This window comes from Arthrobacter mobilis, from assembly GCF_012395835.1.
Taxonomy (GTDB): domain Bacteria; phylum Actinomycetota; class Actinomycetes; order Actinomycetales; family Micrococcaceae; genus Crystallibacter; species Crystallibacter mobilis.
Window position 1 is genome coordinate 89,529 of sequence record NZ_JAAZSQ010000003.1, and the last position, 20,537, is coordinate 110,065.

Annotated in this window: 19 protein-coding genes; 14 read left to right on the top strand and 5 right to left on the bottom strand. The window is 68.6% G+C overall.

All coding sequences use genetic code 11. From position 1 onward, the window contains the following. Positions 1 to 71: 71 nt before the first annotated feature. The 14 genes from HGG74_RS05215 to HGG74_RS05280 all read left to right on the top strand — a co-directional run bounded on the left by HGG74_RS05215 (position 72) and on the right by HGG74_RS05280 (position 16,761). Positions 72 to 275 (top strand): ubiquitin-like protein Pup, encoded by a 204-nt coding sequence (locus tag HGG74_RS05215; protein WP_168485292.1) that lies wholly within the window; start codon positions 72 to 74, stop codon positions 273 to 275. A 3-nt stretch (positions 276 to 278) separates the two neighbouring features. Further along, positions 279 to 1,142 carry a proteasome subunit beta gene (gene prcB / locus HGG74_RS05220; protein WP_168485293.1) on the top strand — a complete coding sequence of 288 codons (864 nt, stop codon included), beginning with the start codon at positions 279 to 281 and terminating at the stop codon, positions 1,140 to 1,142. Positions 1,143 to 1,144: 2 nt separating this feature from the next. Next, on the top strand, positions 1,145 to 1,876 hold the full coding sequence (gene prcA / locus HGG74_RS05225; protein ID WP_168485294.1) for a proteasome subunit alpha: 732 nt from the start codon (positions 1,145 to 1,147) through the stop codon (positions 1,874 to 1,876). Between the two features lie 4 nt (positions 1,877 to 1,880). Continuing rightward, complete coding sequence (pafA, locus tag HGG74_RS05230; RefSeq protein ID WP_168485295.1) at positions 1,881 to 3,242, top strand: Pup--protein ligase; 1,362 nt, start codon at positions 1,881 to 1,883, stop codon at positions 3,240 to 3,242. A gap of 122 nt (positions 3,243 to 3,364) precedes the next feature. Further along, complete coding sequence (locus HGG74_RS05235; RefSeq protein WP_168485296.1) at positions 3,365 to 4,282, top strand: FKBP-type peptidyl-prolyl cis-trans isomerase; 918 nt, start codon at positions 3,365 to 3,367, stop codon at positions 4,280 to 4,282. Between the two features lie 46 nt (positions 4,283 to 4,328). Beyond that, the gene (locus HGG74_RS05240) at positions 4,329 to 4,724 is read left to right on the top strand and encodes an FKBP-type peptidyl-prolyl cis-trans isomerase (protein ID WP_168485297.1); all 396 of its coding nucleotides are present in this window, start codon (positions 4,329 to 4,331) and stop codon (positions 4,722 to 4,724) included. A 123-nt stretch (positions 4,725 to 4,847) separates the two neighbouring features. Further along, positions 4,848 to 6,851 carry a helix-turn-helix transcriptional regulator gene (locus HGG74_RS05245; RefSeq protein WP_168485298.1) on the top strand — a complete coding sequence of 668 codons (2,004 nt, stop codon included), beginning with the start codon at positions 4,848 to 4,850 and terminating at the stop codon, positions 6,849 to 6,851. A gap of 9 nt (positions 6,852 to 6,860) precedes the next feature. Next, positions 6,861 to 7,199, top strand: a complete 339-nt coding sequence (locus HGG74_RS05250; protein WP_168485299.1) for a hypothetical protein — start codon at positions 6,861 to 6,863, stop codon at positions 7,197 to 7,199. Between the two features lie 29 nt (positions 7,200 to 7,228). Then, complete coding sequence (gene tatA / locus HGG74_RS05255; protein WP_168485300.1) at positions 7,229 to 7,504, top strand: Sec-independent protein translocase subunit TatA; 276 nt, start codon at positions 7,229 to 7,231, stop codon at positions 7,502 to 7,504. A 6-nt stretch (positions 7,505 to 7,510) separates the two neighbouring features. Next, positions 7,511 to 8,341, top strand: a complete 831-nt coding sequence (tatC, locus tag HGG74_RS05260) for a twin-arginine translocase subunit TatC (RefSeq protein ID WP_246262660.1) — start codon at positions 7,511 to 7,513, stop codon at positions 8,339 to 8,341. Positions 8,342 to 8,520: 179 nt separating this feature from the next. Then, positions 8,521 to 10,815 (top strand): catalase/peroxidase HPI, encoded by a 2,295-nt coding sequence (gene katG / locus HGG74_RS05265; protein ID WP_168485301.1) that lies wholly within the window; start codon positions 8,521 to 8,523, stop codon positions 10,813 to 10,815. A gap of 239 nt (positions 10,816 to 11,054) precedes the next feature. Continuing rightward, positions 11,055 to 13,886, top strand: a complete 2,832-nt coding sequence (locus HGG74_RS05270; protein ID WP_168485302.1) for a DEAD/DEAH box helicase — start codon at positions 11,055 to 11,057, stop codon at positions 13,884 to 13,886. Positions 13,887 to 13,964: 78 nt separating this feature from the next. Next, positions 13,965 to 15,623 carry an amidohydrolase gene (locus HGG74_RS05275; RefSeq protein WP_168485303.1) on the top strand — a complete coding sequence of 553 codons (1,659 nt, stop codon included), beginning with the start codon at positions 13,965 to 13,967 and terminating at the stop codon, positions 15,621 to 15,623. A gap of 403 nt (positions 15,624 to 16,026) precedes the next feature. Further along, a complete protein-coding gene (locus tag HGG74_RS05280; RefSeq protein WP_168485304.1) occupies positions 16,027 to 16,761 on the top strand; it encodes a polyprenol monophosphomannose synthase in 735 nt (244 codons plus the stop codon). Between the two features lie 104 nt (positions 16,762 to 16,865). On the opposite strand, the gene HGG74_RS05285 is transcribed toward HGG74_RS05280, so the two are convergent. From HGG74_RS05285 to HGG74_RS05305, 5 genes are all read right to left on the bottom strand, one after another. After that, positions 16,866 to 17,213, bottom strand: a complete 348-nt coding sequence (locus HGG74_RS05285; protein WP_168485305.1) for an RNA polymerase-binding protein RbpA — start codon at positions 17,211 to 17,213, stop codon at positions 16,866 to 16,868. 178 nt (positions 17,214 to 17,391) lie between these two features. Beyond that, complete coding sequence (locus HGG74_RS05290; protein WP_168485306.1) at positions 17,392 to 18,339, bottom strand: SPFH domain-containing protein; 948 nt, start codon at positions 18,337 to 18,339, stop codon at positions 17,392 to 17,394. Continuing rightward, the gene (locus HGG74_RS05295) at positions 18,336 to 18,818 is read right to left on the bottom strand and encodes an NfeD family protein (protein ID WP_168485307.1); all 483 of its coding nucleotides are present in this window, start codon (positions 18,816 to 18,818) and stop codon (positions 18,336 to 18,338) included. Before HGG74_RS05295 ends, HGG74_RS05290 begins: the two co-directional genes overlap by 4 nt. Positions 18,819 to 18,938: 120 nt before the next feature. After that, positions 18,939 to 19,814 carry a methyltransferase domain-containing protein gene (locus tag HGG74_RS05300; RefSeq protein WP_312856748.1) on the bottom strand — a complete coding sequence of 292 codons (876 nt, stop codon included), beginning with the start codon at positions 19,812 to 19,814 and terminating at the stop codon, positions 18,939 to 18,941. A 71-nt stretch (positions 19,815 to 19,885) separates the two neighbouring features. Beyond that, positions 19,886 to 20,518, bottom strand: a complete 633-nt coding sequence (locus HGG74_RS05305; RefSeq protein ID WP_168485308.1) for a peptide deformylase — start codon at positions 20,516 to 20,518, stop codon at positions 19,886 to 19,888. Between the last annotated feature and the right edge of the window lie 19 nt (positions 20,519 to 20,537).

Consider the following 20,537-nt stretch of genomic DNA (forward strand, 5'->3'; position numbering starts at 1 on the left):
TAATAGTGCCGGCAGCACCGGTGCAGCGCAGCCACCAGACAGGTGGCCGTACAACCGTCAAGGAGGCAGTGATGGCAACCCAGGACCGCAAGAATGTGGAAGGCCGCAGCGTCGAGGAAGACTACGACGAAGCGCCCGCTCCGGAGCCGGCACCTGCCGCCGCCGGGTCGGCCGACACCCAGGCCACCGACGATCTGCTGGACGAGATTGACGGTGTGCTGGAACAGAACGCCGAGGAGTTTGTGCGCGGGTTCGTGCAGAAGGGCGGTCAGTAGCCCATGGGCATGCCGGCAGGGGGTCCGGGGTCAGTATTTTCGCAGATAGCCCATTCGGCGACCGCCTCGTTCTCGGAGTACCTGGCGCGCACCGCCCCGGAGCTGCTGCCCGGTGCCCGCAGCGCGGCGCTGGGCGGGCTGCAGGCCCCGGCGGCGGGCGGGCCGGGCAGCGCCGTGCCGCAGGTGCCGCACGCCACCACGATCGTGGCGATGGCCTTTGCCGGCGGTGTGCTGATGGCCGGGGACCGGCGGGCGACCATGGGCAATGTGATTGCCAGCCGGCACATCGAGAAGGTGTTCCCTGCCGACCAGTATTCGGTCCTGGGCATCGCGGGTACCGCCGGCCTGGCCCTGGACGTCACCCGGCTGTTCCAGGTCGAGCTTGAGCACTACGAGAAGATCGAGGGCACGCTGCTGAGCCTGGAGGGCAAGGCCAACCGGCTCGGGGCCATGATCCAGGGCAACCTGGCGCTGGCACTGCAGGGCCTGGCGGTGGTGCCGCTGTTCGCCGGCTATGACACCGACCGGCGGGCAGGCAGGCTTTTCTCCTACGACGTCACCGGCGGCCGCTACGAGGAACTGGAGCACCACTCGGTGGGCTCCGGCGCGTTCTTCGCCCGCGGGGCGCTGAAGAAGCTGTGGAAGCCGAACCTGGACGAGGACGCCGCGGTGCGGGTCGCCGTCGAGGCGCTCTACGACGCCGCCGACGACGACTCCGCCACCGGCGGCCCGGACGTGGTCCGGCAGCTGTGGCCGGTGGTCTACACGGTCAATGCCGCCGGCGTCCGGCGAATCCCCGACCGCGAGCTGGCCGCCGCCGCCGAGACAGTCATTGCCTCCCGGACCGTCGCCGGACGGGAGGCCTGAGCATGACGCAGCAGTTCTACGTCTCGCCCGAGCAGCTGATGAAGGACCGGGCCGATTTCGCCCGGAAAGGCATCGCGCGCGGCCGCTCGGTCATCGTGCTCAGCTGCCGCGAGGGGATCGCGCTGGTGGCCGAGAACCCCTCGGTGTCGCTGCACAAGGTAGGGGAGATCTACGACCGGATCGCCTTCGCCGCCGTCGGCAAGTACAACGAGTTCGAAAGCCTGCGCCAGGCCGGCGTCCGCTACGCGGACGTGCGTGGTTATTCGTACAACCGCGGGGACGTCACCGCGCGCGGGCTGGCCAGCGTGTACGCGCAGAGCCTGGGGGCGGTGTTCACCGCCGATACCAAGCCGTTCGAAGTCGAACTCGCCGTCGTCGAGGTGGGCGGCACGCCGGCCGAGGACCATTTGTACCGGCTGACGTTCGACGGTTCGATCGCCGACGAAAAGGGCTTCGTGGTGATGGGCGGGCAGACCGAGTCCCTCAACGAGGCCCTGCGGCGCAGCTGGCAGGACGGGATGGACTTCCCGGAGGTCATCCGGGCCGCCGTCGGGGCGCTCTCCGGCGACGGCGCGGGCGAAGCCGGGGAATCCGGGGCCCGGAAGCTGGGGCCGGAGCTGCTGGAAATCGCGGTGCTGGACAGGGACCCGCTGTCCAGCCGGGGCAGCCGCCGGGCATTCCGCCGGCTGTCAGCTGCCGAAGTCGCCGCGGTACTGGGTACACAGGAGGAGTAAGAGCATGGACCGGCGCATTTTTGGTGTGGAGACCGAGTTCGGCATTTCCTACTCGGCTCCGGAATCCCGTCCGCTCTCGCCCGAAGAGGTAGCCCGCTACCTCTTCCGCAAAGTGGTGACCTGGGGCCGGTCCTCGAACGTGTTCCTGACCAACGGCTCCCGGCTGTACCTGGACGTGGGCTCGCATCCGGAGTATGCCACCGCCGAGTGCGACGACGTGGCCCAGCTGATCGCCCAGGACCGCGCCGGCGAGCTGATCCTGGAAGACCTCATGAACGAGGCGCAGGACCGGCTGCACAAGGAAGGCTTCGACGGCAACGTCTACCTGTTCAAGAACAACACCGACTCCGCCGGAAACTCCTACGGCAGCCACGAAAACTACCTGATTCCGCGGAAGCTGGAATTCTCCCGGCTGGCGGACATCCTCATCCCGTTCCTGGTCACCCGCCAGCTGCTGGTCGGGGCCGGCAAGGTGCTCAAGACGCAGAACGGCTCCATCTATGCGTTCTCCCAGCGGGCGGACCACATCTGGGAGGGTGTCTCGTCGGCCACCACCCGGTCCCGGCCGATCATCAATACCCGCGACGAGCCGCATGCCGATGCCGAATACTACCGCCGGCTGCATGTGATCAACGGCGACTCGAACATGTCCGAGACCACGACGATGCTGAAGATCGGCACCGTGGACCTGCTGCTGCGGATGATCGAGGCCGGGACCATCATGCGCGACATGCGGCTGGAAAACCCCATCCGCAGCATCCGCGACATCTCCCACGACCTGACCGGCTCCCGGCCGCTGAAGCTGGCCAACGGACGGGAGATGTCGGCGGTGCAGATGCAGGCGGAGTACCTGGCCAAGGCCAAGGACTTCGTTGAGCAGCACGGGGCGCACAACCCGCACGTGCCGCGGATCCTGGACTTGTGGGAGCGGACCTTGGTGGCCATTGCCGGCGGCAACCACGATGCCATCTCCCGGGAAATCGACTGGGCAATCAAGAAGAAGCTGATCGAACGCGTCCAGGCCCGGCACGGTCTTTCGCTCGAATCCGCGCGGCTGGCCCAGCTGGATCTGACCTACCACGACATCTCGCGTACCCGCGGCCTGTTCTACCTGCTGCAGAACCGGGGCGAGGTGGACCGGGTGGTCGACGATGCGGATATCAAGTCCGCCGTCGACACCCCGCCGCAGACCACCCGGGCCAAGCTCCGCGGGGACTTTGTGCGCGCCGCCCGCGAACACGGCAGGGACTTCACGGTGGACTGGGTGCACCTGAAGCTCAATGACCGGTCCCAGCAGACCATCCTGTGCAAGGACCCGTTCCGCAGCACCGACGAAAGGGTCGCTGCCCTGCTGGCTTCGCTCTGACCGGAACGGTCCGGTGCTGTGCGCGGCGGCTGCCTGCCGTCTGCGTCTTCCAGGGTGTTCCGGGTTGGACCGGTTTCTCTGAGACAATGGGCACGGCAATGATCTCCACCGAAAGTTGAACCGTGCGCAAACTATTAGCGATATTGCTGCCTTGTGCCCTGCTGCTGACCGCCTGCGGGGGTTCCGATGGCGGTTCCTCCTCCGGTGCCACCTCGCTGGACGACGTGAAGGTCACCCAGGCCGGCGAAGGCAAGGCTCCCGAGGTGGAGTTCGCCACCCCGCTGGACCTGCCCGAGACCACCGCAAAGGTGATCAAGGAGGGCGAGGGAGAAGGCGCCAAGGACGGACAGTGGATCAGGTACCGGATGGCAGGCTACGATGCCACCACGGGCACGCGCGGCGTGGAAACCTACACCGCCGCCGGGGCGCAGACCATTCCGCTGGATGAATCGCTCAAGGCCGGCGATCCGGGCCTGTACAGCGCACTCAACGGCGTCAAGACCGGCTCGGACGTGGCGTACTACTACAAGCCCGAGGCCGCCGGCAATGCCTCGGCGCCGGCCCAGAACCCGCAGCTGGTGATCCTGACCGTCGAAGGCATCAAGGACAAGGCGGTCAAGGCCGATGCCGCCGAGGTCGCCGCCCTGGACAAGGCCGGCAAGCTGCCGGACATCTCTTTCGATTCCAAGGGCGTTCCGTCCGTGAAGATTCCCGAGGGGAACCAGGCCCCGGGCAACCTGGTGGTCAAGGTGATCGAGGAAGGCAGCGGCAAGGCCGCCACGGCCGAGAGCACGGTCAAGGCCCGGTACACCGGCTGGAACTGGGGCAAGGGCGCCGAGTTCGATTCCAGCTTCGCACGCGGCGAGGCGGCCGAATTTCCGCTGAGCGGTGTCATCGAGGGCTGGACCAAGGGCCTGACCGGGCTCAAGAAGGGGAGCAAGGTCATGCTCTCCATCCCCGCCGAGATGGCCTACGCCAGCGGCCAGGGCGAGGCCGTCGGCGACCTGATTTTCTACGTCGAGCTCGTCGACGTTAAGTAACCCACTGAATACTGGAACCATGGTTCCGGTGCGGAAGGAAAGAACCATGTCATTTGGCCAGCGCGAATACGACCGCCAGAAGCCCGAGATCGATTTTCCCGGGACCGAAGCCCCGACCGAGCTGAAGATCGAGGACATCATCGTCGGCGACGGCCCGGAGGCCAAGCCGGGCGATACCGTCTCCACGCACTATGTGGGGGTCGCCTGGTCCACCGGTGAGGAATTCGACGCTTCCTGGAACCGCGGCGCCCCGCTGGACTTCCGGGTCGGCGTCGGCCAGGTCATCCAGGGCTGGGACCAGGGGCTGCTGGGCATGAAGGTCGGCGGCCGCCGCCGGCTGGAAATCCCTTCCGAGCTGGCCTATGGCAGCCGCGGTGCCGGCGCGGCGATCGGGCCGAACGAGGCCCTGATCTTCGTGGTGGACCTGCTCGCCGTCCGTTAAGCAGGCCCTTCGGGAATCCAGGCAGGAAACAGGGCGGGGCGGCGGTGAACGTTAGGTCATCGTTACCCCGCCCGTTCCGGTTAACTTCGCCGCCGGCACCGCCCAGACAGTAACGTTGAATCCATGTCCGTGTCCAAGACCGAGCGCCTGCTGAACCTGACCATCGCCCTGCTGGAGCGGCGGCGCGGCTACAGCAAGGAAGAGCTTCGTTCCCTCATCCCCTCCTACCAGGAGGCCCCGAGCGAGGAGGCGTTCAACCGCCTGTTCGAGCGCGACAAGGAGGCCCTGCGGGACATGGGGGTGCCCGTGGAAACCTTCTCCGAGGACACCTTCTTCGACCACGACCAAAGCGCGAGCCGGTACCGGATCGACCGCCGGGCCTATCGTCTGCCGGAACTGGCCTTCACCGCCGAGGAAACCGCCGTGCTCTCCCTGGCTTCCCGCCTGTGGCAGCAGGCCTCGCTCGGTTCCGCCGCGGCCCGGGCCGTGCGCCGGCTGGACGTGCGGGGTGCGCTGGCCGAGTCGGACACCTTGATCGGCGTCGAGCCGCGGCTGCGCACCGCCGAACCGGCCTTTGAGGACATGCTCGCGGCCGTCCTGGAGCGGTATCCGGTCTCCTTCGGGTACCGCTCCGGTTCGGCCCGGGAAACCTCGGTGCGCAGGGTCGAACCATGGGGCCTGGGCAACCGCTTCGGCAACTGGTACCTGGTGGGCCGGGACATGGACAAGGACAAAGAGCGCACCTTCCGGCTGTCCCGGGTGACAACCACGGTAAAGAAGCTGCCCGGCAGCTTCGAACGCCCTGAGGGGTTCACCATGCGCGCTGCCCTTGCGGCCCTGGACCCCCGCCGGCGGGAGCAGACGGCCGGTCTGCTGCTGCGGCCGGGCCGGGCGAACGTTTTCCGCACCGGCACGCCGGGGGAGCGGCCTGCCGAGTCCGGTTGGGACCGGGTCGAGTACCGCTTCAACGACGTCGAGGTGCTGGCGGAGGAGATCGCCGCCCATGGCGCGCAGGTGCGCGTGGTGTCCCCGCCGGAACTGGCCGAGGCAGTCCGGCGGCGGCTGGAAGGAGCCCTGGCGGCGGCCCAGGAACCGGCCCCCGCCTACCGGCTGCCCCCCGCGGCCGCGGGCAACGGTGCCGGCCGGGTGAAATCCTCGGCCCTGGACCGCCTGCCGCGGCTGCTGGATCTGGTCTCCTACGTGACCGCCAACCAGGGTGCCGACCTGGCCGAAACCGCCCGGCTGTTCCAGGTCTCCACCGCCCAGCTGGTCAAGGACCTGAACCTGCTCTTTGTCTGCGGCGCCCCGGGTTACGGCCCGGACCAGCTGATCGAGGCAGAGTGGGAGTCCGGCTGCATCTTCATCCGCAATGCCGAGGAGATCTCCCAGCCCGTGCGCCTGGGCCTGGACGAGGCGCTGTCCCTGGTGGTCGGGCTGCAGGCGCTGGAAACGGTGCCCGGCGTCGGCAGACACCAGGCGCTGGCGACCGCCCTGGGCAAACTGCTGGAGGCCACCGGCGGCGAGGACGGCTTCCGCGCGGTGGCAGCGGATTTCGACGACGCCGCTGCCGCACCGTACGTGCAGCAGCTCCAGGACGCCGTCCTGGCCCGGGAGACGCTGACAATGGAGTACCTGGTGGCCTCCCGGGACGAGATCACCGCACGGGAGGTCGACCCGCTGCAGGTCTTCGCCCAGGACGGCCACTGGTACCTGAGCGCCTGGTGCCACCGGCAGCAGGGCCGGCGGCAGTTCCGGGTGGACCGGATCCGTTCGCTGGCCGGCACGGGCAGGCACTTCGCCGAATGGGAAGGTGAAGACGCCGGCACGGCGCAGAGCCTGTTCACCCCGCAGGAGAGCGACGAGCACGTGGTGCTGCGCATCTCCGCACGGCTGGAGGCGCTGGCGGAGCAGTACAACGCGGTGCGCCGGACCACCCTTGAGGACGGCGGATGTGTTGCCGAGCTGCGGCTGGGCTCGACGGCGCTGGTGCCGGGCCTCGTGGCACGGCACGGCGGGGAGCTGGCCGTGCTGGCGCCGGCCGGGCTGGCCGCCGAGACCCTGGCCTGGCTGCGCGAGGCTGCCGAAGCGGCCGGTTCCCTGGCTGCGGCCTGCAGGAAAGGGGCCTAGAATCCAATGATGCCGTTCTGGTTCTGGATCCTTCTCTGGGTGGCGTTGTGCGCCCTCGCCCTGCTGTTCGTGCTCTTCCTCGGCTGGCGGATCTTCCGCGCCTTCATGGCCACGCTGGCCGAATTCGAACGGGCCGCCGCCCGGCTCTCGCCGCGTGCGCCGTCGCCGTCCGCGCGGGAGCCGGAGACGGGGAACTTCGTCCCGGCCGTCTTCCAGGACCCGGGCCAGGTGCGGGCGGATTATCTCGACGGCAAAGCCCGGCGGGACCAGGCCCGCCGGGCACGGCGGGTGGCGCGGCGGGCGGCCAGGGGCCAGCGCCAGTCTCTGCGGGACCTCGGACTGACGTAGGATTGACTTGATACGAAAGGAACCACGTTATGGGACGACTCTTCGATAGCCCCTGGCCGATCATCATCCTGATCATCGTTGCCCTCCTGCTGTTCGGTGCGCCGAAGCTGCCCGGTCTTGCCCGCAGCGTGGGCCAGTCCCTGCGGATCTTCAAGTCCGAGGTCAAGCAGATGAAGGACGAGGATGCCTCCCGGTCCGGGGAGGAGCCGGTCGAAGGCCGCGTGGTGAATCCTCCGCAGGGCGTCCGCAACCAGGAACAGGCGCGCAACGCCAACGGCGGGAACCAGCCGCCGGGCCAGCAGTAAAGGCCAATGGCTCGAAAAACCGGGCGCAAGGCCAATCCTGAAGGACGGATGCCGCTCAAGGAGCATATCCGGGAGCTGCGGAACCGGCTCGTTGTCAGCGGCATTGCGGTGCTCGCCGGCGCCGTCGGGGGATGGTTCCTCTATGACCCGGTCATGGCGGCCATCCAGCAGCCCATGTTCGAAATCTCCGCCGAGCAGGGCCGGCAGGCCGAGATCAACTTCGGCAGCGTGGGCTCGCCCTTCGACCTGAAGATCCAGGTGTCGATCTTCCTGGGCATCCTGGTCAGCTCGCCGGTCTGGATCTACCAGCTCTGGGCCTTCATCACGCCGGGCCTGAAGGCCAAGGAGCGGCGCTACACCCTCGGCTTCATGCTGTCGGCTGTGCCGCTGTTCCTGCTGGGCATTTACTTCGGGTGGCTGGTGCTGCCCGAAATCGTCAAGGTGCTGACCATGTTCACGCCCGAGGGCGGCTCCAACATCATCCTGGCCACCGACTACCTCACCTTCGTAATGCGCATGCTGCTGTCCCTGGGCGTGGCATTCCTGACGCCGGTGGTCCTGGTGGGGATCAACTTCGCCGGCCTGGTCAGCGGCCGCCAGGTCATCAAGAGCTGGCGTGTGATCGTGTTCCTGGTCTGCGTGGTGGCGGCCATGGCGGCGCCGGGTCCGGACGCAATGTCCATGTTCCTGCTGGCCGCGCCCCTGCTGTTCCTGTTCTTCGTGGCGGTAGGTGTCTGCCTGCTCAATGACAAGCGCCGCGAACGCCGCCGCGCGGCGCAGGAGGCAGAGATTGCCCGCAACGCGGGCAAGGCCACGCCGCTGGAAGAGCTCGGCTAGCAGTACTTGTTGAGGACGTGGAACCCGTCGCTGTGCCGTTGCCGATGATGCAGCCGCGGGAGAGTCTTGTCCAATTGCGCCGTGGGGGCTCTCCCCGCACCGTCCGCTCATGGTCAAATAGGAGGGTTAGACCGGCTGCCCGAGTCCGACCGCGGCCTCGGCCATAGGGAAGGAAGCGCATGACCGATCACCAGGACCACCCCCCGATCCCCACCCCGGGAAGCGCCCAGGGCCTGGACCGCAAGGTTGAGGGCGGGTGCCCGGTCGCCCATGACAGCGTGACCTCGCACGGCAGCGAGAGCGAGAACCCGGCGATCGACTCGCCGCAGCCCAAGGCGCACCGGCCGCGGACCGTCGCGGACTGGTGGCCGAACCAGCTCGACCTCTCCGTGCTCCACACCCGCCACCCGGCGGGCAACCCGCTCGGCCCCACGTTCAGCTACCGCGAGGAGTTCCAGACGCTCGACGTCGAGGCGCTCAAGCAGGACATCATCCAGGTCCTGACCACCTCCCAGGACTGGTGGCCCGCGGACTTCGGCCACTACGGCGGCCTGATGATCCGGATGAGCTGGCACGCTGCCGGCACCTACCGCGTCCACGACGGCCGCGGCGGTGCGGGGGACGGCAGCCAGCGGTTCGCGCCGCTCAACAGCTGGCCGGACAACGCCAACCTCGACAAAGCCCGGCGGCTGCTGTGGCCGGTGAAGCAGAAGTACGGCCAAAAGCTCTCCTGGGCCGACCTGCTCGTCCTCGCAGGCAACGTCGCCCTCGAGTCGATGGGCTTCAAGACCTTCGGCTTCGCCTTCGGCCGCGAGGACGTGTGGGAGCCCGAAGAGATCTTCTGGGGGCCCGAGGACACCTGGCTCGGTGACGAACGCTACATCGGCGAAGGCCGGATGGCGGAAGAGGTCGGCTCCACCGAGATGGGCCTGATCTACGTCAACCCCGAAGGGCCGATGGGCAATCCGGACCCCGTCGCGGCCGCAGCGTTCATCCGCGAGACCTTCAAGCGCATGGCGATGAACGACGAGGAGACCGTCGCGCTGATCGCCGGCGGCCACACCTTCGGCAAGGCCCACGGCGCCGGTGACGCAGACGCGCACGTCGGCCCCGAGCCGGAGGCCGCCAACCTCGAGGCGCAGGGCCTGGGCTGGCTCAGCACCTACGGGACCGGCAAGGGACCGGACACGATCACCTCCGGCCTCGAGGTCACCTGGACGGACAGGCCGACCGAGTGGAGCAACCGTTTCTTCGAGATCCTGTTCGAGCACGAGTGGGAGCTGGTCAAGAGCCCCGGCGGCGCCAACCAGTGGGTGGCCAAGGACGCCCCGAAGATCATCCCGGACGCCCACGACCCGGAGAAGAAGCACCGGCCGACGATGCTCACCACGGATCTCTCGCTGCGCTTCGATCCTATCTATGAGAAGATCTCGCGGCGCTTCCTGGAGAACCCGGACGAGTTCGCGCTGGCATTCGCCAAAGCGTGGTACAAGCTGCTGCACCGCGACATGGGCCCCGTTGGCCCCCACATGCTCGGACCGTGGGTCCCCGAGCCGCAGCTGTGGCAGGATCCCATCCCGGCAGTCGACCACGAGCTGATCGACGAGCAGGACATCGCCTCGCTCAAGTCCCAGCTCCTGGACTCAGGCCTGTCCGTCCCGCAGCTCGTCAGCACGGCATGGGCCGCGGCATCCACCTTCCGCAAGACCGACAGGCGCGGCGGCGCCAACGGGGCACGGATCCGGCTGGAGCCCCAGCGCGGGTGGGAGGTCAACGAGCCGGAGCAGCTGGCGGCTGCGCTGCAGGCGATCGAGTCGGTGCAGCAGCAGTTCAATTCCGCCCAGACCGGGGGCAAGAAGGTCTCACTGGCAGACCTGATCGTCCTCGGCGGCTGCGCGGCGGTGGAGAAGGCCGCCCGGGACGCAGGCTTCACCGTCACCGTGCCGTTCCGGCCCGGCCGCACCGACGCCTCCCAGGACCAGACCGACGTCGAGTCGTTCCAGTACCTGCAGCCGCGGGCGGACGGGTTCCGCAACTACGTGCGCCCCGGCGGGAAGCTTGAGCCGGAGACCCTCCTGCTCGACAAGGCGTTCCTGCTGGACCTCTCCGCGCCGGAGATGACAGCGCTCATCGGCGGCATGCGCGCCCTGGGTGCGAATGCCGGTGGTTCCGCCCACGGTGTCTTCACCGACAGGCCCCAGGTCCTGACGAACGACTTCTTCGTCAACCTGCTCTCCCCGGGCACCCGGTGGAAGGCATCGGAGGCGGAGGAGAACGTCTACGAGATCAGCGACGTCGCCACCGGCGAACTGAAGTGGACCGCCACGCCGGTGGACCTGGTCTTCGGCTCCAATTCCCAGCTCCGGGCGCTGGCCGAGGTCTACGCGAGCGACGACGGCAGGGAGAAGTTCGTCAACGACTTCGTGGCGGCCTGGGTGAAGGTCATGGAGCTCGACCGCTTCGACCTGCGCTGACCGAGGCCTCCGGGGCCGGCTGCAGAGGCGGCCGGCCCCGGAGCAGCCGGCCGCCTGCCGGCCCTTGCGCGGTGGCGGACGGCCTCCGGACTTCGAGGCGGAACCGATCCTCGCGGCCATCCTCCTGTGCCTGCGGTCATTCACGGGGCCCGCCCCAGGCTGGATTGGACCGGGAGTCCCGGAACCCTCCTGACAGTGCGCGCATCCTGCCGGCGGCAGGCAGCGCGTAGGCTTCTACTATGAGTTCTCCATCCGAGCGGTACCGTGCCGCAGCCGAGAGAGCGGCCTTCCGGAAAACCCGCCTGTACGAATTTACGCAGACCCTCGAATTCGAGCTGGATCCCTTCCAGCGCGAGGCCTGCGAATCGGTGGAGCGGGGCCGCGGCGTGCTGGTCGCCGCCCCCACAGGTGCAGGCAAGACCGTGGTCGGCGAATTCGCTGTCTACCTGGCCCTGCAGCGCGGCCTCAAGGCCTTCTACACCACGCCCATCAAGGCGCTGAGCAACCAGAAGTTCAACGAGCTGACGCACACTTACGGGGCCGAACGGGTGGGCCTGCTCACCGGGGACGTCTCGGTGAATCCGAATGCCGACGTGGTGATCATGACCACCGAGGTGCTGCGGAACATGCTCTACGCCAACTCCGACACGTTGGCGGACCTCGGCTATGTGGTCATGGACGAGGTGCACTACCTGGCGGACCGGTTCCGCGGGGCGGTCTGGGAGGAAGTGATCATCCACCTGCCCGCCGAGGTGCAGCTGGTCTCGCTCTCGGCCACCGTGTCCAATGCCGAGGAATTCGGCGCCTGGCTGGATACCGTGCGCGGGGACACCGACGTCGTCGTCTCCGAACACCGTCCGGTCCCGCTCTGGCAGCACGTGATGGTGGGAAAGGACATCGTCGACCTGTTTGCGTCGGAGGTCGCCTTCGACGAGGCAGCACCGGCCTCCGCGGAGGGGTCGGCGGGTGCCGACAGCAGGTACACGGTCAACCCGGAACTGCTGAAGCTGGCCAACTCCGAACACCGGCTCAACCGCAGTGCCGGCTGGGGCCGTCCCGGCAGCCGGCGCGGGCGCGGAGCCCCGGGGCGGCCGGTGCAGCCGGTGACCCGGGTGCCCAAGGCCAGCAGGCCGCAGATCATCGCCCGGCTGGACAAAGAGGGGTTGCTGCCGGCCATCACCTTCATTTTCTCCCGCAACGGCTGCGAGGCCGCTGTGCGCCAATGCCTGGAGTCCGGGCTGGTGCTGACCACCGAGCGGGAGCGGCACATCATTGCCGACCGGGTGGCGGAGGCCACCCGGGACGTGCCGGACGAGGACCGGGACGTACTCGGCTACTGGACCTGGCGGGAGGGCCTGGTCCGCGGGATCGCCGCCCACCACGCGGGCATGCTGCCGGCCTTCAAGGAGGTGGTGGAACAGCTGTTCGCGGACGGGCTGATCCGTGCGGTCTATGCCACCGAAACCCTGGCCTTGGGCATCAACATGCCCGCCCGCACCGTGGTACTGGAGAAGCTGGACAAGTTCAACGGCGAGGCGCACGTGAACATCACGGCCGGCGAATACACCCAGCTGACCGGCCGCGCCGGACGGCGCGGCATCGACGTCGAAGGCCACGGGGTGGTGCTCTGGCAGCCGGGTACGGATCCGGCCGCGGTGGCAGGCCTGGCTTCGCGCCGGACTTATCCGCTGAACTCCAGCTTCCGGCCGACCTACAACATGAGCATCAACCTGATCGCCCAGTTCGGCCGTCCCCGGGCCCGGGAGATCCTGGAAACCTCCTTCGCGCAATTCCAGGCGGACCGCTCGGTGGTGGGCCTGGCCAAGCAGGTGCGCAGCCGGGAGGAGGCCCTGGCCGGCTACACCACCGCGATGACGTGCCACCTGGGGGACTTCACCGAGTACGCCAGCCTGCGGCGGGCGCTGAAGGACGCCGAGCACGAGTCGGCGACCTCGCGGTCCCGGCACCGCCGGCACGCCGCGGCGGACTCACTGGAGCGGCTGCGGCGCGGGGACATAGTGGAGGTGCCCGGCGGACACAGCGAGGGCTACGCCGTCGTCCTTGAAACCGACTTTTCCGGGCACGAGCCGCGTCCCAGCGTGCTGACGCTGGACCGGCAGGTCCGGAAGTTGTCGGTCCGGGACTTCGACGGTCCGGTCGAAGTGGTCTCGAGCATCCGGGTGCCCAAGACCTTCAACGAGCGCAGCCCCAAGTCGCGGCGGGACCTGGCCTCGTCCATCCGCAATGCCCTGCACGAGCACCGGCCGCCCCGGCGCGGCGCCGAGTACCGCGACTTCGTCATCCCCGGATCCGAACGGCACGAGCGGCAGATCACCGAGCTGCGCCGCAAGCTCAAGGCCCACCCCTGCCATGGCTGCAGCGAACGCGAGGACCACGCCCGCTGGGCCGAACGCTGGTACAAGCTGCGCCGGGAGACGGACCAGCTGGTGTCCCAAATCCAGGGCCGCACCAACACCATCGCCAAAACCTTCGACCGGGTGTGTGAGGTACTGGCCGCCTACGGGTACCTGGCCGCCGAGCCGGACGGCAGCGTCGACATCAGCCCTGCCGGTACCAGGCTGCGGCGGATCTACGGGGACCGGGACCTGCTGGTGGCCCTGTGCCTGGAGCGCGGTGCCTTCGACGACCTCGACGCGGCCGAGGTGGCAGCGTTCGTCTCAGTGCTGGTGTACCAGTCCAAGCGGGAAGACACCGGGATCCGCCCCAGGATGCCCGGGATCGCGATGGAAACGGCGGTGGAAACCGCGGTGCGTGAATGGGCCGCGCTGACCGAACTGGAGGAGCAGCACCGCCTGCCGCTCAGCAGCGAACCGGAGTTCGGCCTGGTCTGGCCGATCTACAAGTGGGCCCGCGGGCGCGGTCTCCAGGCCGCACTGCAGGGCAGCGACCTGGCCGCCGGGGATTTCGTCCGCTGGGCCAAGCAGGTGATCGACCTGCTGGACCAATTGGCCAAGGTACCCGGCCTGGAGCCGCGGTTGGCCGGGCTCTGCCGTGATGCCATCCGGCTGGTGCGCCGCGGTGTCGTCGCCTACTCCGGAGTCTCGGACTGACTCCGCACAGCCTGACTCTGCACAACGCTGCCGGTTGCGCCCGGCAGCTTCCCCACGCCCTTGAATCAAAGGAGTTCCATGAGCGCCTCCGTGCCGCCGTCCGGTCCGGAACATCCCGGCCCCGTCCTGTACCGCAACGGTTCGGTCTACAGCCCCGCCGATCCGTACGCCACGGCCATGCTGGTCGACGGCGGCACCGTCGCCTGGATCGGGTCCGAGCACGCGGCAACCTCGATCGCTGACAGCAGCATGCGGATCGTGGACCTGGGCGGACGCCTGGTCACCCCCGGATTCGTCGATTCGCACGTGCATACCACCGAGGCCGGCCTTGCCCTCGAAACCCTGGACTTGTCCGCGGCGGGCTCCGTCCAGGAGGTGCTGGAGCTGGTGGCCGGGCAGGCGGCCCGCGAAGCCGGACCCGTCCTGGGCCACGGCTGGGACGAGACGCGCTGGCCGGAGAACCGGCCGCCGACCGCGGATGAACTGGACCGGGCCTCAGGCGGCCGCGAGGTCTACCTGAGCCGTGCGGACGTCCATTCCGCCGTCGTTTCCGGCACACTGGCCGCCCGCACCGGCCTGCAGGACGCCGACGGCTGGACCGCCACCGGGCAGGTGCGGACCGTGGCGCTTGAACGCGCCCGCGCCGCCGTCCGGAAGCTGGCGCCGGAACGGCGGCGGCAGGTGCAGGAGCGCGCGCTGCGGCATGCCGGCTCGCGCGGCTATGTCGCTGTGGCAGAAATGGGCGCACCGCATATCGGCCCGGCCGAGGACCTGCTGTCCCTGCTGGAGCTGGCCGGCTCCGGGCCCCGGCAACTGCCCAAGGTGCTGCCGTACTGGGGCCAGCTGGTCCGCACGCCCGAGGAGCGGGACCGGCTGGTGGAACTGTTCGGCGGCCGGCTGCGCGGGCTGGCCGGGGACCTGGGCATGGATGGCAGCATCGGCTCGCACACCGCCTGCGTGCATGGCGGCTATGCGGACGCTCCCGGAGAGTCCGGGGCGCTGTTCCTGGATACCGAGGAGGCTGCCCGGCACGTGGAGCTGTGTACCGAAGGCGGGATCCAGGCAGGCTTCCACGTCATCGGCGACGCCGGACTGGACCGGGTGCTGGAGGCCCTGGAGCTGGCGGCCGGGCGGGTGGGGCAGGCAGCGGTCCGGGCGGGCCGGCACCGGCTCGAACATGTGGAGATGCTCCCGCCCGGCGCCGTCGGGAAGCTGCTGGACTACGGGATCAGCGTCAGCATGCAGCCGCTGTTCGATGCGTACTGGGGCGGGGATTCCTCGCTGTACGCGGCGCGGCTCGGCACCGAACGCGCCCTGGCGATGAACGCCATCGGCACGCTGCAGACCTCCGGCGTCCCGGTCTGCCTGGGCTCGGATGCCCCCGTGACCGCCCAGGACCCTTGGGCCGCCGTCCGCGCCTGCCTGGAGCACCACAACCCGGCGGAGCGTGTTTCGGCCCGTGCGGCCTTCCTGGCCCATACCCGCGCCGGCTGGCGGGCCGCGGGGGAGCGGAACCCGCTGGAGGGGCAACTGGCCCCGGGCACCCCGGCAACCTTCGCCGTCTGGGACGTGGAGGAGCTGTCGGTGCAGACCCCCGACAACCGGGTGTCCGCCTGGAGCACCGATGCCAGGGCCGGCACGCCGCTACTGCCCTCGCTCGGCGCGGGACAGCTGCCGCGCTGTGAACGCACGGTGGTGGACGGCAGCGTGATTTTCGACGGCGGCGCGCTGGCTTGACCTGCAGTTATGGGCATAACTACAGGTCAGCGGACCATTGACACCGGCCGGAGAGCCCGTAAGCTATTGGACCAGCGGACCGTGCACTCTACGGAATTACGGTCCGCTCCGGCCCGGGGCAAGGCCCAGGGACGTGTCATCTGGCGCGGTCGGAAGCCGCCGCCACCGGACCGGGACCTCCAGCGGGTAGGTCTGTGTGTCCGCAGATAACGAGCCTTCGGTTTTCGGGGAAGCGGCGGCTCGGCCCCACGGTGCACAGACCTGCCCTTGGAGGGCCCGCTAGCCTGATGTCCTATAGTGGAATGTTGGCGCCCACGGAGCTTTACGCAGCCTGGCCTTTCGCGCCGGCCTGCGCGGCGCCTGCAAACCTGCGGCAGCAGAGAACCCTATGAAAGGCTAGTGAGTGCGGGTCGTCACCATCATTCCCACATACAACGAAATCCAGTCCCTCCCCTTGACGGTTTCCCGCCTGCGGAAGGCGGTACCGGGCTCGGATGTGCTGGTGGTGGACGACAATTCGCCGGACGGCACCGGGGAGCTGGCGGACCGGCTGGCCGCCGAGGACCCGGCGATCCATGTGCTCCACCGCCGGGGCAAGGAAGGCCTGGGCGCCGCCTACGTTGCCGGCTTCAAGTGGGGCCTGGAGAAGGGCTACGACGTACTGGTGGAGATGGATGCTGACGGCTCCCACCAGCCCGAAGAGCTGCCCCGCCTGCTGGGTGCGCTCGAGCAGGGCGCGGACATGGTCAAGGGCTCGCGCTGGGTCCCCGGCGGCAAAGTGGTCAACTGGCCGCTGCACCGCAAACTGCTCTCCCGGGGCGGGAGCCTGTACTCGCGGATCCTGCTGGGGGTGCGCATCCATGACATCACCGGCGGGTTCAACGCCTTCCGCGCCGACACGTTGCGCCGGATCGGGCTGGATTCGGTCGAGTCGGTCGGGTACTGCTTCCAGGTGGACCTGACGTGGAAGACGCTCAAGAACAAGCTCGGCGTGCGCGAAGTGCCGATCACTTTCGTCGAGCGCGAGTACGGGCAGTCCAAGATGCACGCAGGCATTGTCCTGGAGTCGATTCTGCTGGTCACTAAATGGGGCCTGGCCTCCCGCTGGCGCAGGCTGGCCGGCAGGACGGCCGGCTGACGATCCTTAGCGCTGCGGCGCAGGCAGACGAACAGGAGGGGTACCCTGGCGGGTACCCCTCCTGTTCGTCTTGCTGCCGGCCGTGTGCTGCCGTGCAGGTGCTGCTACGCGGAGCGGCGCTCTCCGCGCCGGGCACGCAGCTCATTCAGGCGGTCCTCGAGGATCTGCTCAAGCTCCTCGATGCTGCGGCGCTCCAGCAGCATGTCCCAGTGGGTACGCACCGGCTTGTCGTTGCTGTCCAAGGGCTTCTCGCCGTTGACCAGCACCGCTTCCTTGCCGGTCTTGGAAACCCAGGTCGGAGGGATCTCAGCCTCGGCGGCGAAGGTGACGAAGACCTGCTCGCCGTCTTCGCAACGGTACTCCACGCGCTGCCGCGGAGCCGGCTCCACACCGGATTCCGTCTCCATGCTCTGCGCTCCGAGGCGCATACCCCGCAGGCTACGATCGCTCATGATCTCTCCCTCTAGTCTCGGTAGGCCTGTGCCGCACGGCCCAAAACCCGCACTAGGTTCAACGACGGCACCGGAACAACTGTTCCCGGCCCGCCGCCTGGCCTCGTGCGCTTCAGCTTCTCAGGCAAACAACCAATTATAGTACCGAACGTGCCAGCGGGTAAAGGAGTGCCCCGGCTCAGAGCTCGGACTGTGTCCGGACGGCGGGAGCATCCCCTGCCGGGGGCGCCGCCTCGTGCGCACCGTCCGGGGTTCCGCCAAGCACGCTGCCGATGCCCTTGAGTGCCTCGCCCACTTCGCTGGGAATGATCCAGAGCTTGTTGGCAGAGCCGTCCGCCAGCTTGGGCAGGGTCTGCAGGTACTGGTAGGCCAGCAGCTTCTGGGTCGGGTTGCCCTTGTGGATGGCCTCGAAGACCTTTTGGATCGCCTGGGACTCACCGTCGGCGCGCAGGATCGCGGCCTGGGCATCGCCCTCGGCCTTGAGGATCGCCGACTGGCGCTGGCCCTCGGCGGTGAGGATCGCCGACTGCTTGGTGCCTTCGGCCGTCAGGATCGCGGCGCGGCGGTCGCGTTCGGCGCGCATCTGCTTCTCCATCGACTCCTGGATCGAGTGCGGCGGATCGATCGCCTTGAGCTCCACCCGGGAGACGCGGATACCCCAGCGCCCGGTGGCTTCATCCAGGACGCCGCGCAGCTGTCCGTTGATCTGGTCCCGGGAGGTGAGCGTCTGTTCCAGGTCCAACCCGCCCACCAGGTTGCGCAGGGTGGTGGTGGTCAGCTGTTCGACGGCCTGGATGTAGTTGGCGATCTCGTAGGTGGCCGCCCGCGGGTCCGTGACCTGGAAGTAGACCACCGTATCGATGGAGACCACCAGGTTGTCCGAGGTGATGACCGGCTGCGGCGGGAAGGAGACCACCTGTTCGCGCAGGTCCAGCAGCGGCAGGAGCCGGTCCACGAAGGGGATCAGGACGGTCAGGCCCGGATTCAGCGTGCGCTGGTATTTCCCCAGGCGTTCGACCACGCCGGCCCGCGCCTGCGGGATGATCCGGATGGACCGCACCAGCACGATCACCACGAATACGACCAGTACCAGTAGGACGATCCACAGGCCGGTATCGCCGTTCATGCTTCCCCCGCTTCATAGTTGTTCAGTGGCTTTCCGGAAGGGGAGACCACTGCCGTCGCTCCGTCGATCCGTGCCACTTCGACCCGCTGTCCGGCCGGAATCAGCGAACCGTCGCTGGAGCGCGCGGTCCAGGTGTCGCCGCCGATTCTGACCAGGCCGGAGTGGTCCGTGACCGCCTCCAGCGTCGTCGCCGTTTCGCCGATCAGCCGCTCCACATTGGTGCGCAGGTCCGCCGGGCCCCTGTTCAGGTGCCGCAGGGCCACGGGCCGGACAAACAGGACCATGAGCAGGGCAACGAGGCAGAAGACCACCACCTGGGCCCAGAACGGACTGCCGAACAGGCCGGCGGCGAGCGCGGCCAGCGATCCGCCGGAGAGCATGATGAAGAACAAGTCCAGCGTCATCATTTCGACGATAGCCAGCAGCAGGAACAACCCCAGCCAAAGTACCCAGCTGTTGGCCACGAGCCAGTCAAGCATGGTTTTCCCCTTCCACTGTTTCCATCATGCATTATCGGAGCGGCCGCCGCTGGGGAACTGCCGGGCGGAGGGGGGAAAACCGGCAACCGTGGCCAACTTGTAACGTCCGGGGGCTGGTTGTCAGCCTCTGCCTTCTTTTTTGCGGAACACACTGAGAGTGAACCGCGCCTCCACCGCCAGCGGCAGGCCGGTGCCGGCGAGCGCGGAGCGGATACCGGCGGCATCGACATGATGGGCGTTCGGTCCCATCATGACCAACTGCTCCACGGCCCCGGCATCCAGTTCCAGCCCGGCACTGACCGCGGCGGCGGAGACCTGCTCGAAGTGCCCGGAGAGCGAATCCGCCAGCCTGGCGGCCTTGTCCGTGTCGATACCGAGCAGCGGGAGGATGCTGCGCAGCTGTGCCAGGTGGCCAGGTGCCGGTGTGGCCACCAGCAGATGTCCGCCCGGGGCCAGCACCCGCGCAAACTCGGCGGCATTGCGGGGGGCAAAGACATTGAGCACCAGGTCCACGCAGCCGGCGGCCAGCGGCAGCGGACGCCAGATGTCCCAGACCAGGCAGAGGGCGGCGGGCACGGCATGGGCGGCACGCCGCAGCGCGAATTTGGAAATGTCCAAGGCCACTGCGGCAGCATCCGGACGCCGGTCCAGGACCTTGGCCAGGTAGTAGCCGGTGCCGGTTCCGGCGTCGAGCACTGCCGGGGCGGCGATGCCGGACAGCAGCCGGGCGGCCTCGGCGGCCAGGGCCTCGGCCAGCGGTTCATAGCCGCCGGCGGCCAGGAAGGTGTCGCGGGCCGCCACCATGGCTGCTGTATCAGGAACGAACGAGGTGCCGCGGCCGGTGAGCAGGTTCACGTAGCCCTGCCGGGCGCCGTCGTACCGGTGGCCCTCGGTGCAGCGTATGCCGTCCGCGGCCCGCTGCCCGTTGGCCACCATGTCGGCGGCACAGACGGGGCAGAGCAGGAAACGGACAGCGGAAAGCGGGTCGGAAGGCACGCCTTATCGTAGCGGCTTAAGAGAGCTGCCAGGGGTCCCCGCGCGCGAAGCGGGCGGGGAGGCTGCGAGCGCTAGAAACCCAGCCCGGCGCGGGCCCTGCCAATGCCCGGTTCGGACCAGCGTTGGGCGTATTCGTCGTCGCCGGCCAGGGAACGGGTCAGGACCTTGTCCACGTACAGGATGCCGTTGAGATGGTCCGTTTCGTGCTGGACAATCCTCGCCGGCCAGCCGGTGAATTCCTCCGTGGCGGCACTGCCGTCCGGGCGCCGGTAGTCCAGCCGCACCGTACGGTGGCGTTCGACCACGCCCTGGAATCCTGCGAAGGACAGGCAGCCTTCGTAGAACATTGCCGTCCGGGGACCCACCGGCGCATAGCCAGGATTGATCATGGCGAAGTAGGGCAGCGGTGCCCGTTCCCGGACTGCAGCCGTCTCCGTATCCGTTTCAAAGCTGTCCTCCAGCACGGCGATGCGCAGCGGAATGCCCAGCTGCGGCGCGGCCAGCCCGACGCCGGGCGCGGCGTGCATGGTGCGGCGCATCAGCTCCAGCAGCGCGGCCAGTTCGGCGTCGTCGAGCTGGCCGTCAAACGGCAGGGCCGGCCGGCGCAGGACCGGATGGCCGAGCTGGACGATCGGGACGGTGCCGCCGGCCTCCAGCAGCGGGAGCACCAGGTTCCGGAGGGCAGAGAGTTCGGAAGTGGCCACCCGGACAGTCTAAGGGCGC

What these genes read in the sequence shown, in the direction of transcription:
- HGG74_RS05250 (WP_168485299.1), top strand. Translation starts at nt 6,861, where the DNA reads ATGCCGTTCTGGTTCTGGATCCTTCTCTGGGTGGCGTTGTGCGCCCTC.
- prcB (WP_168485293.1), top strand. Translation starts at nt 279, where the DNA reads ATGGGCATGCCGGCAGGGGGTCCGGGGTCAGTATTTTCGCAGATAGCC.
- prcA (WP_168485294.1), top strand. Translation starts at nt 1,145, where the DNA reads ATGACGCAGCAGTTCTACGTCTCGCCCGAGCAGCTGATGAAGGACCGG.
- katG (WP_168485301.1), top strand. Translation starts at nt 8,521, where the DNA reads ATGACCGATCACCAGGACCACCCCCCGATCCCCACCCCGGGAAGCGCC.
- HGG74_RS05275 (WP_168485303.1), top strand. Translation starts at nt 13,965, where the DNA reads ATGAGCGCCTCCGTGCCGCCGTCCGGTCCGGAACATCCCGGCCCCGTC.
- HGG74_RS05285 (WP_168485305.1), bottom strand. Translation starts at nt 17,213, where the DNA reads ATGAGCGATCGTAGCCTGCGGGGTATGCGCCTCGGAGCGCAGAGCATG.
- tatC (WP_246262660.1), top strand. Translation starts at nt 7,511, where the DNA reads ATGGCTCGAAAAACCGGGCGCAAGGCCAATCCTGAAGGACGGATGCCG.
- HGG74_RS05270 (WP_168485302.1), top strand. Translation starts at nt 11,055, where the DNA reads ATGAGTTCTCCATCCGAGCGGTACCGTGCCGCAGCCGAGAGAGCGGCC.
- HGG74_RS05215 (WP_168485292.1), top strand. Translation starts at nt 72, where the DNA reads ATGGCAACCCAGGACCGCAAGAATGTGGAAGGCCGCAGCGTCGAGGAA.
- HGG74_RS05245 (WP_168485298.1), top strand. Translation starts at nt 4,848, where the DNA reads ATGTCCGTGTCCAAGACCGAGCGCCTGCTGAACCTGACCATCGCCCTG.
- tatA (WP_168485300.1), top strand. Translation starts at nt 7,229, where the DNA reads ATGGGACGACTCTTCGATAGCCCCTGGCCGATCATCATCCTGATCATC.
- HGG74_RS05295 (WP_168485307.1), bottom strand. Translation starts at nt 18,818, where the DNA reads ATGCTTGACTGGCTCGTGGCCAACAGCTGGGTACTTTGGCTGGGGTTG.
- HGG74_RS05240 (WP_168485297.1), top strand. Translation starts at nt 4,329, where the DNA reads ATGTCATTTGGCCAGCGCGAATACGACCGCCAGAAGCCCGAGATCGAT.
- pafA (WP_168485295.1), top strand. Translation starts at nt 1,881, where the DNA reads ATGGACCGGCGCATTTTTGGTGTGGAGACCGAGTTCGGCATTTCCTAC.
- HGG74_RS05290 (WP_168485306.1), bottom strand. Translation starts at nt 18,339, where the DNA reads ATGAACGGCGATACCGGCCTGTGGATCGTCCTACTGGTACTGGTCGTA.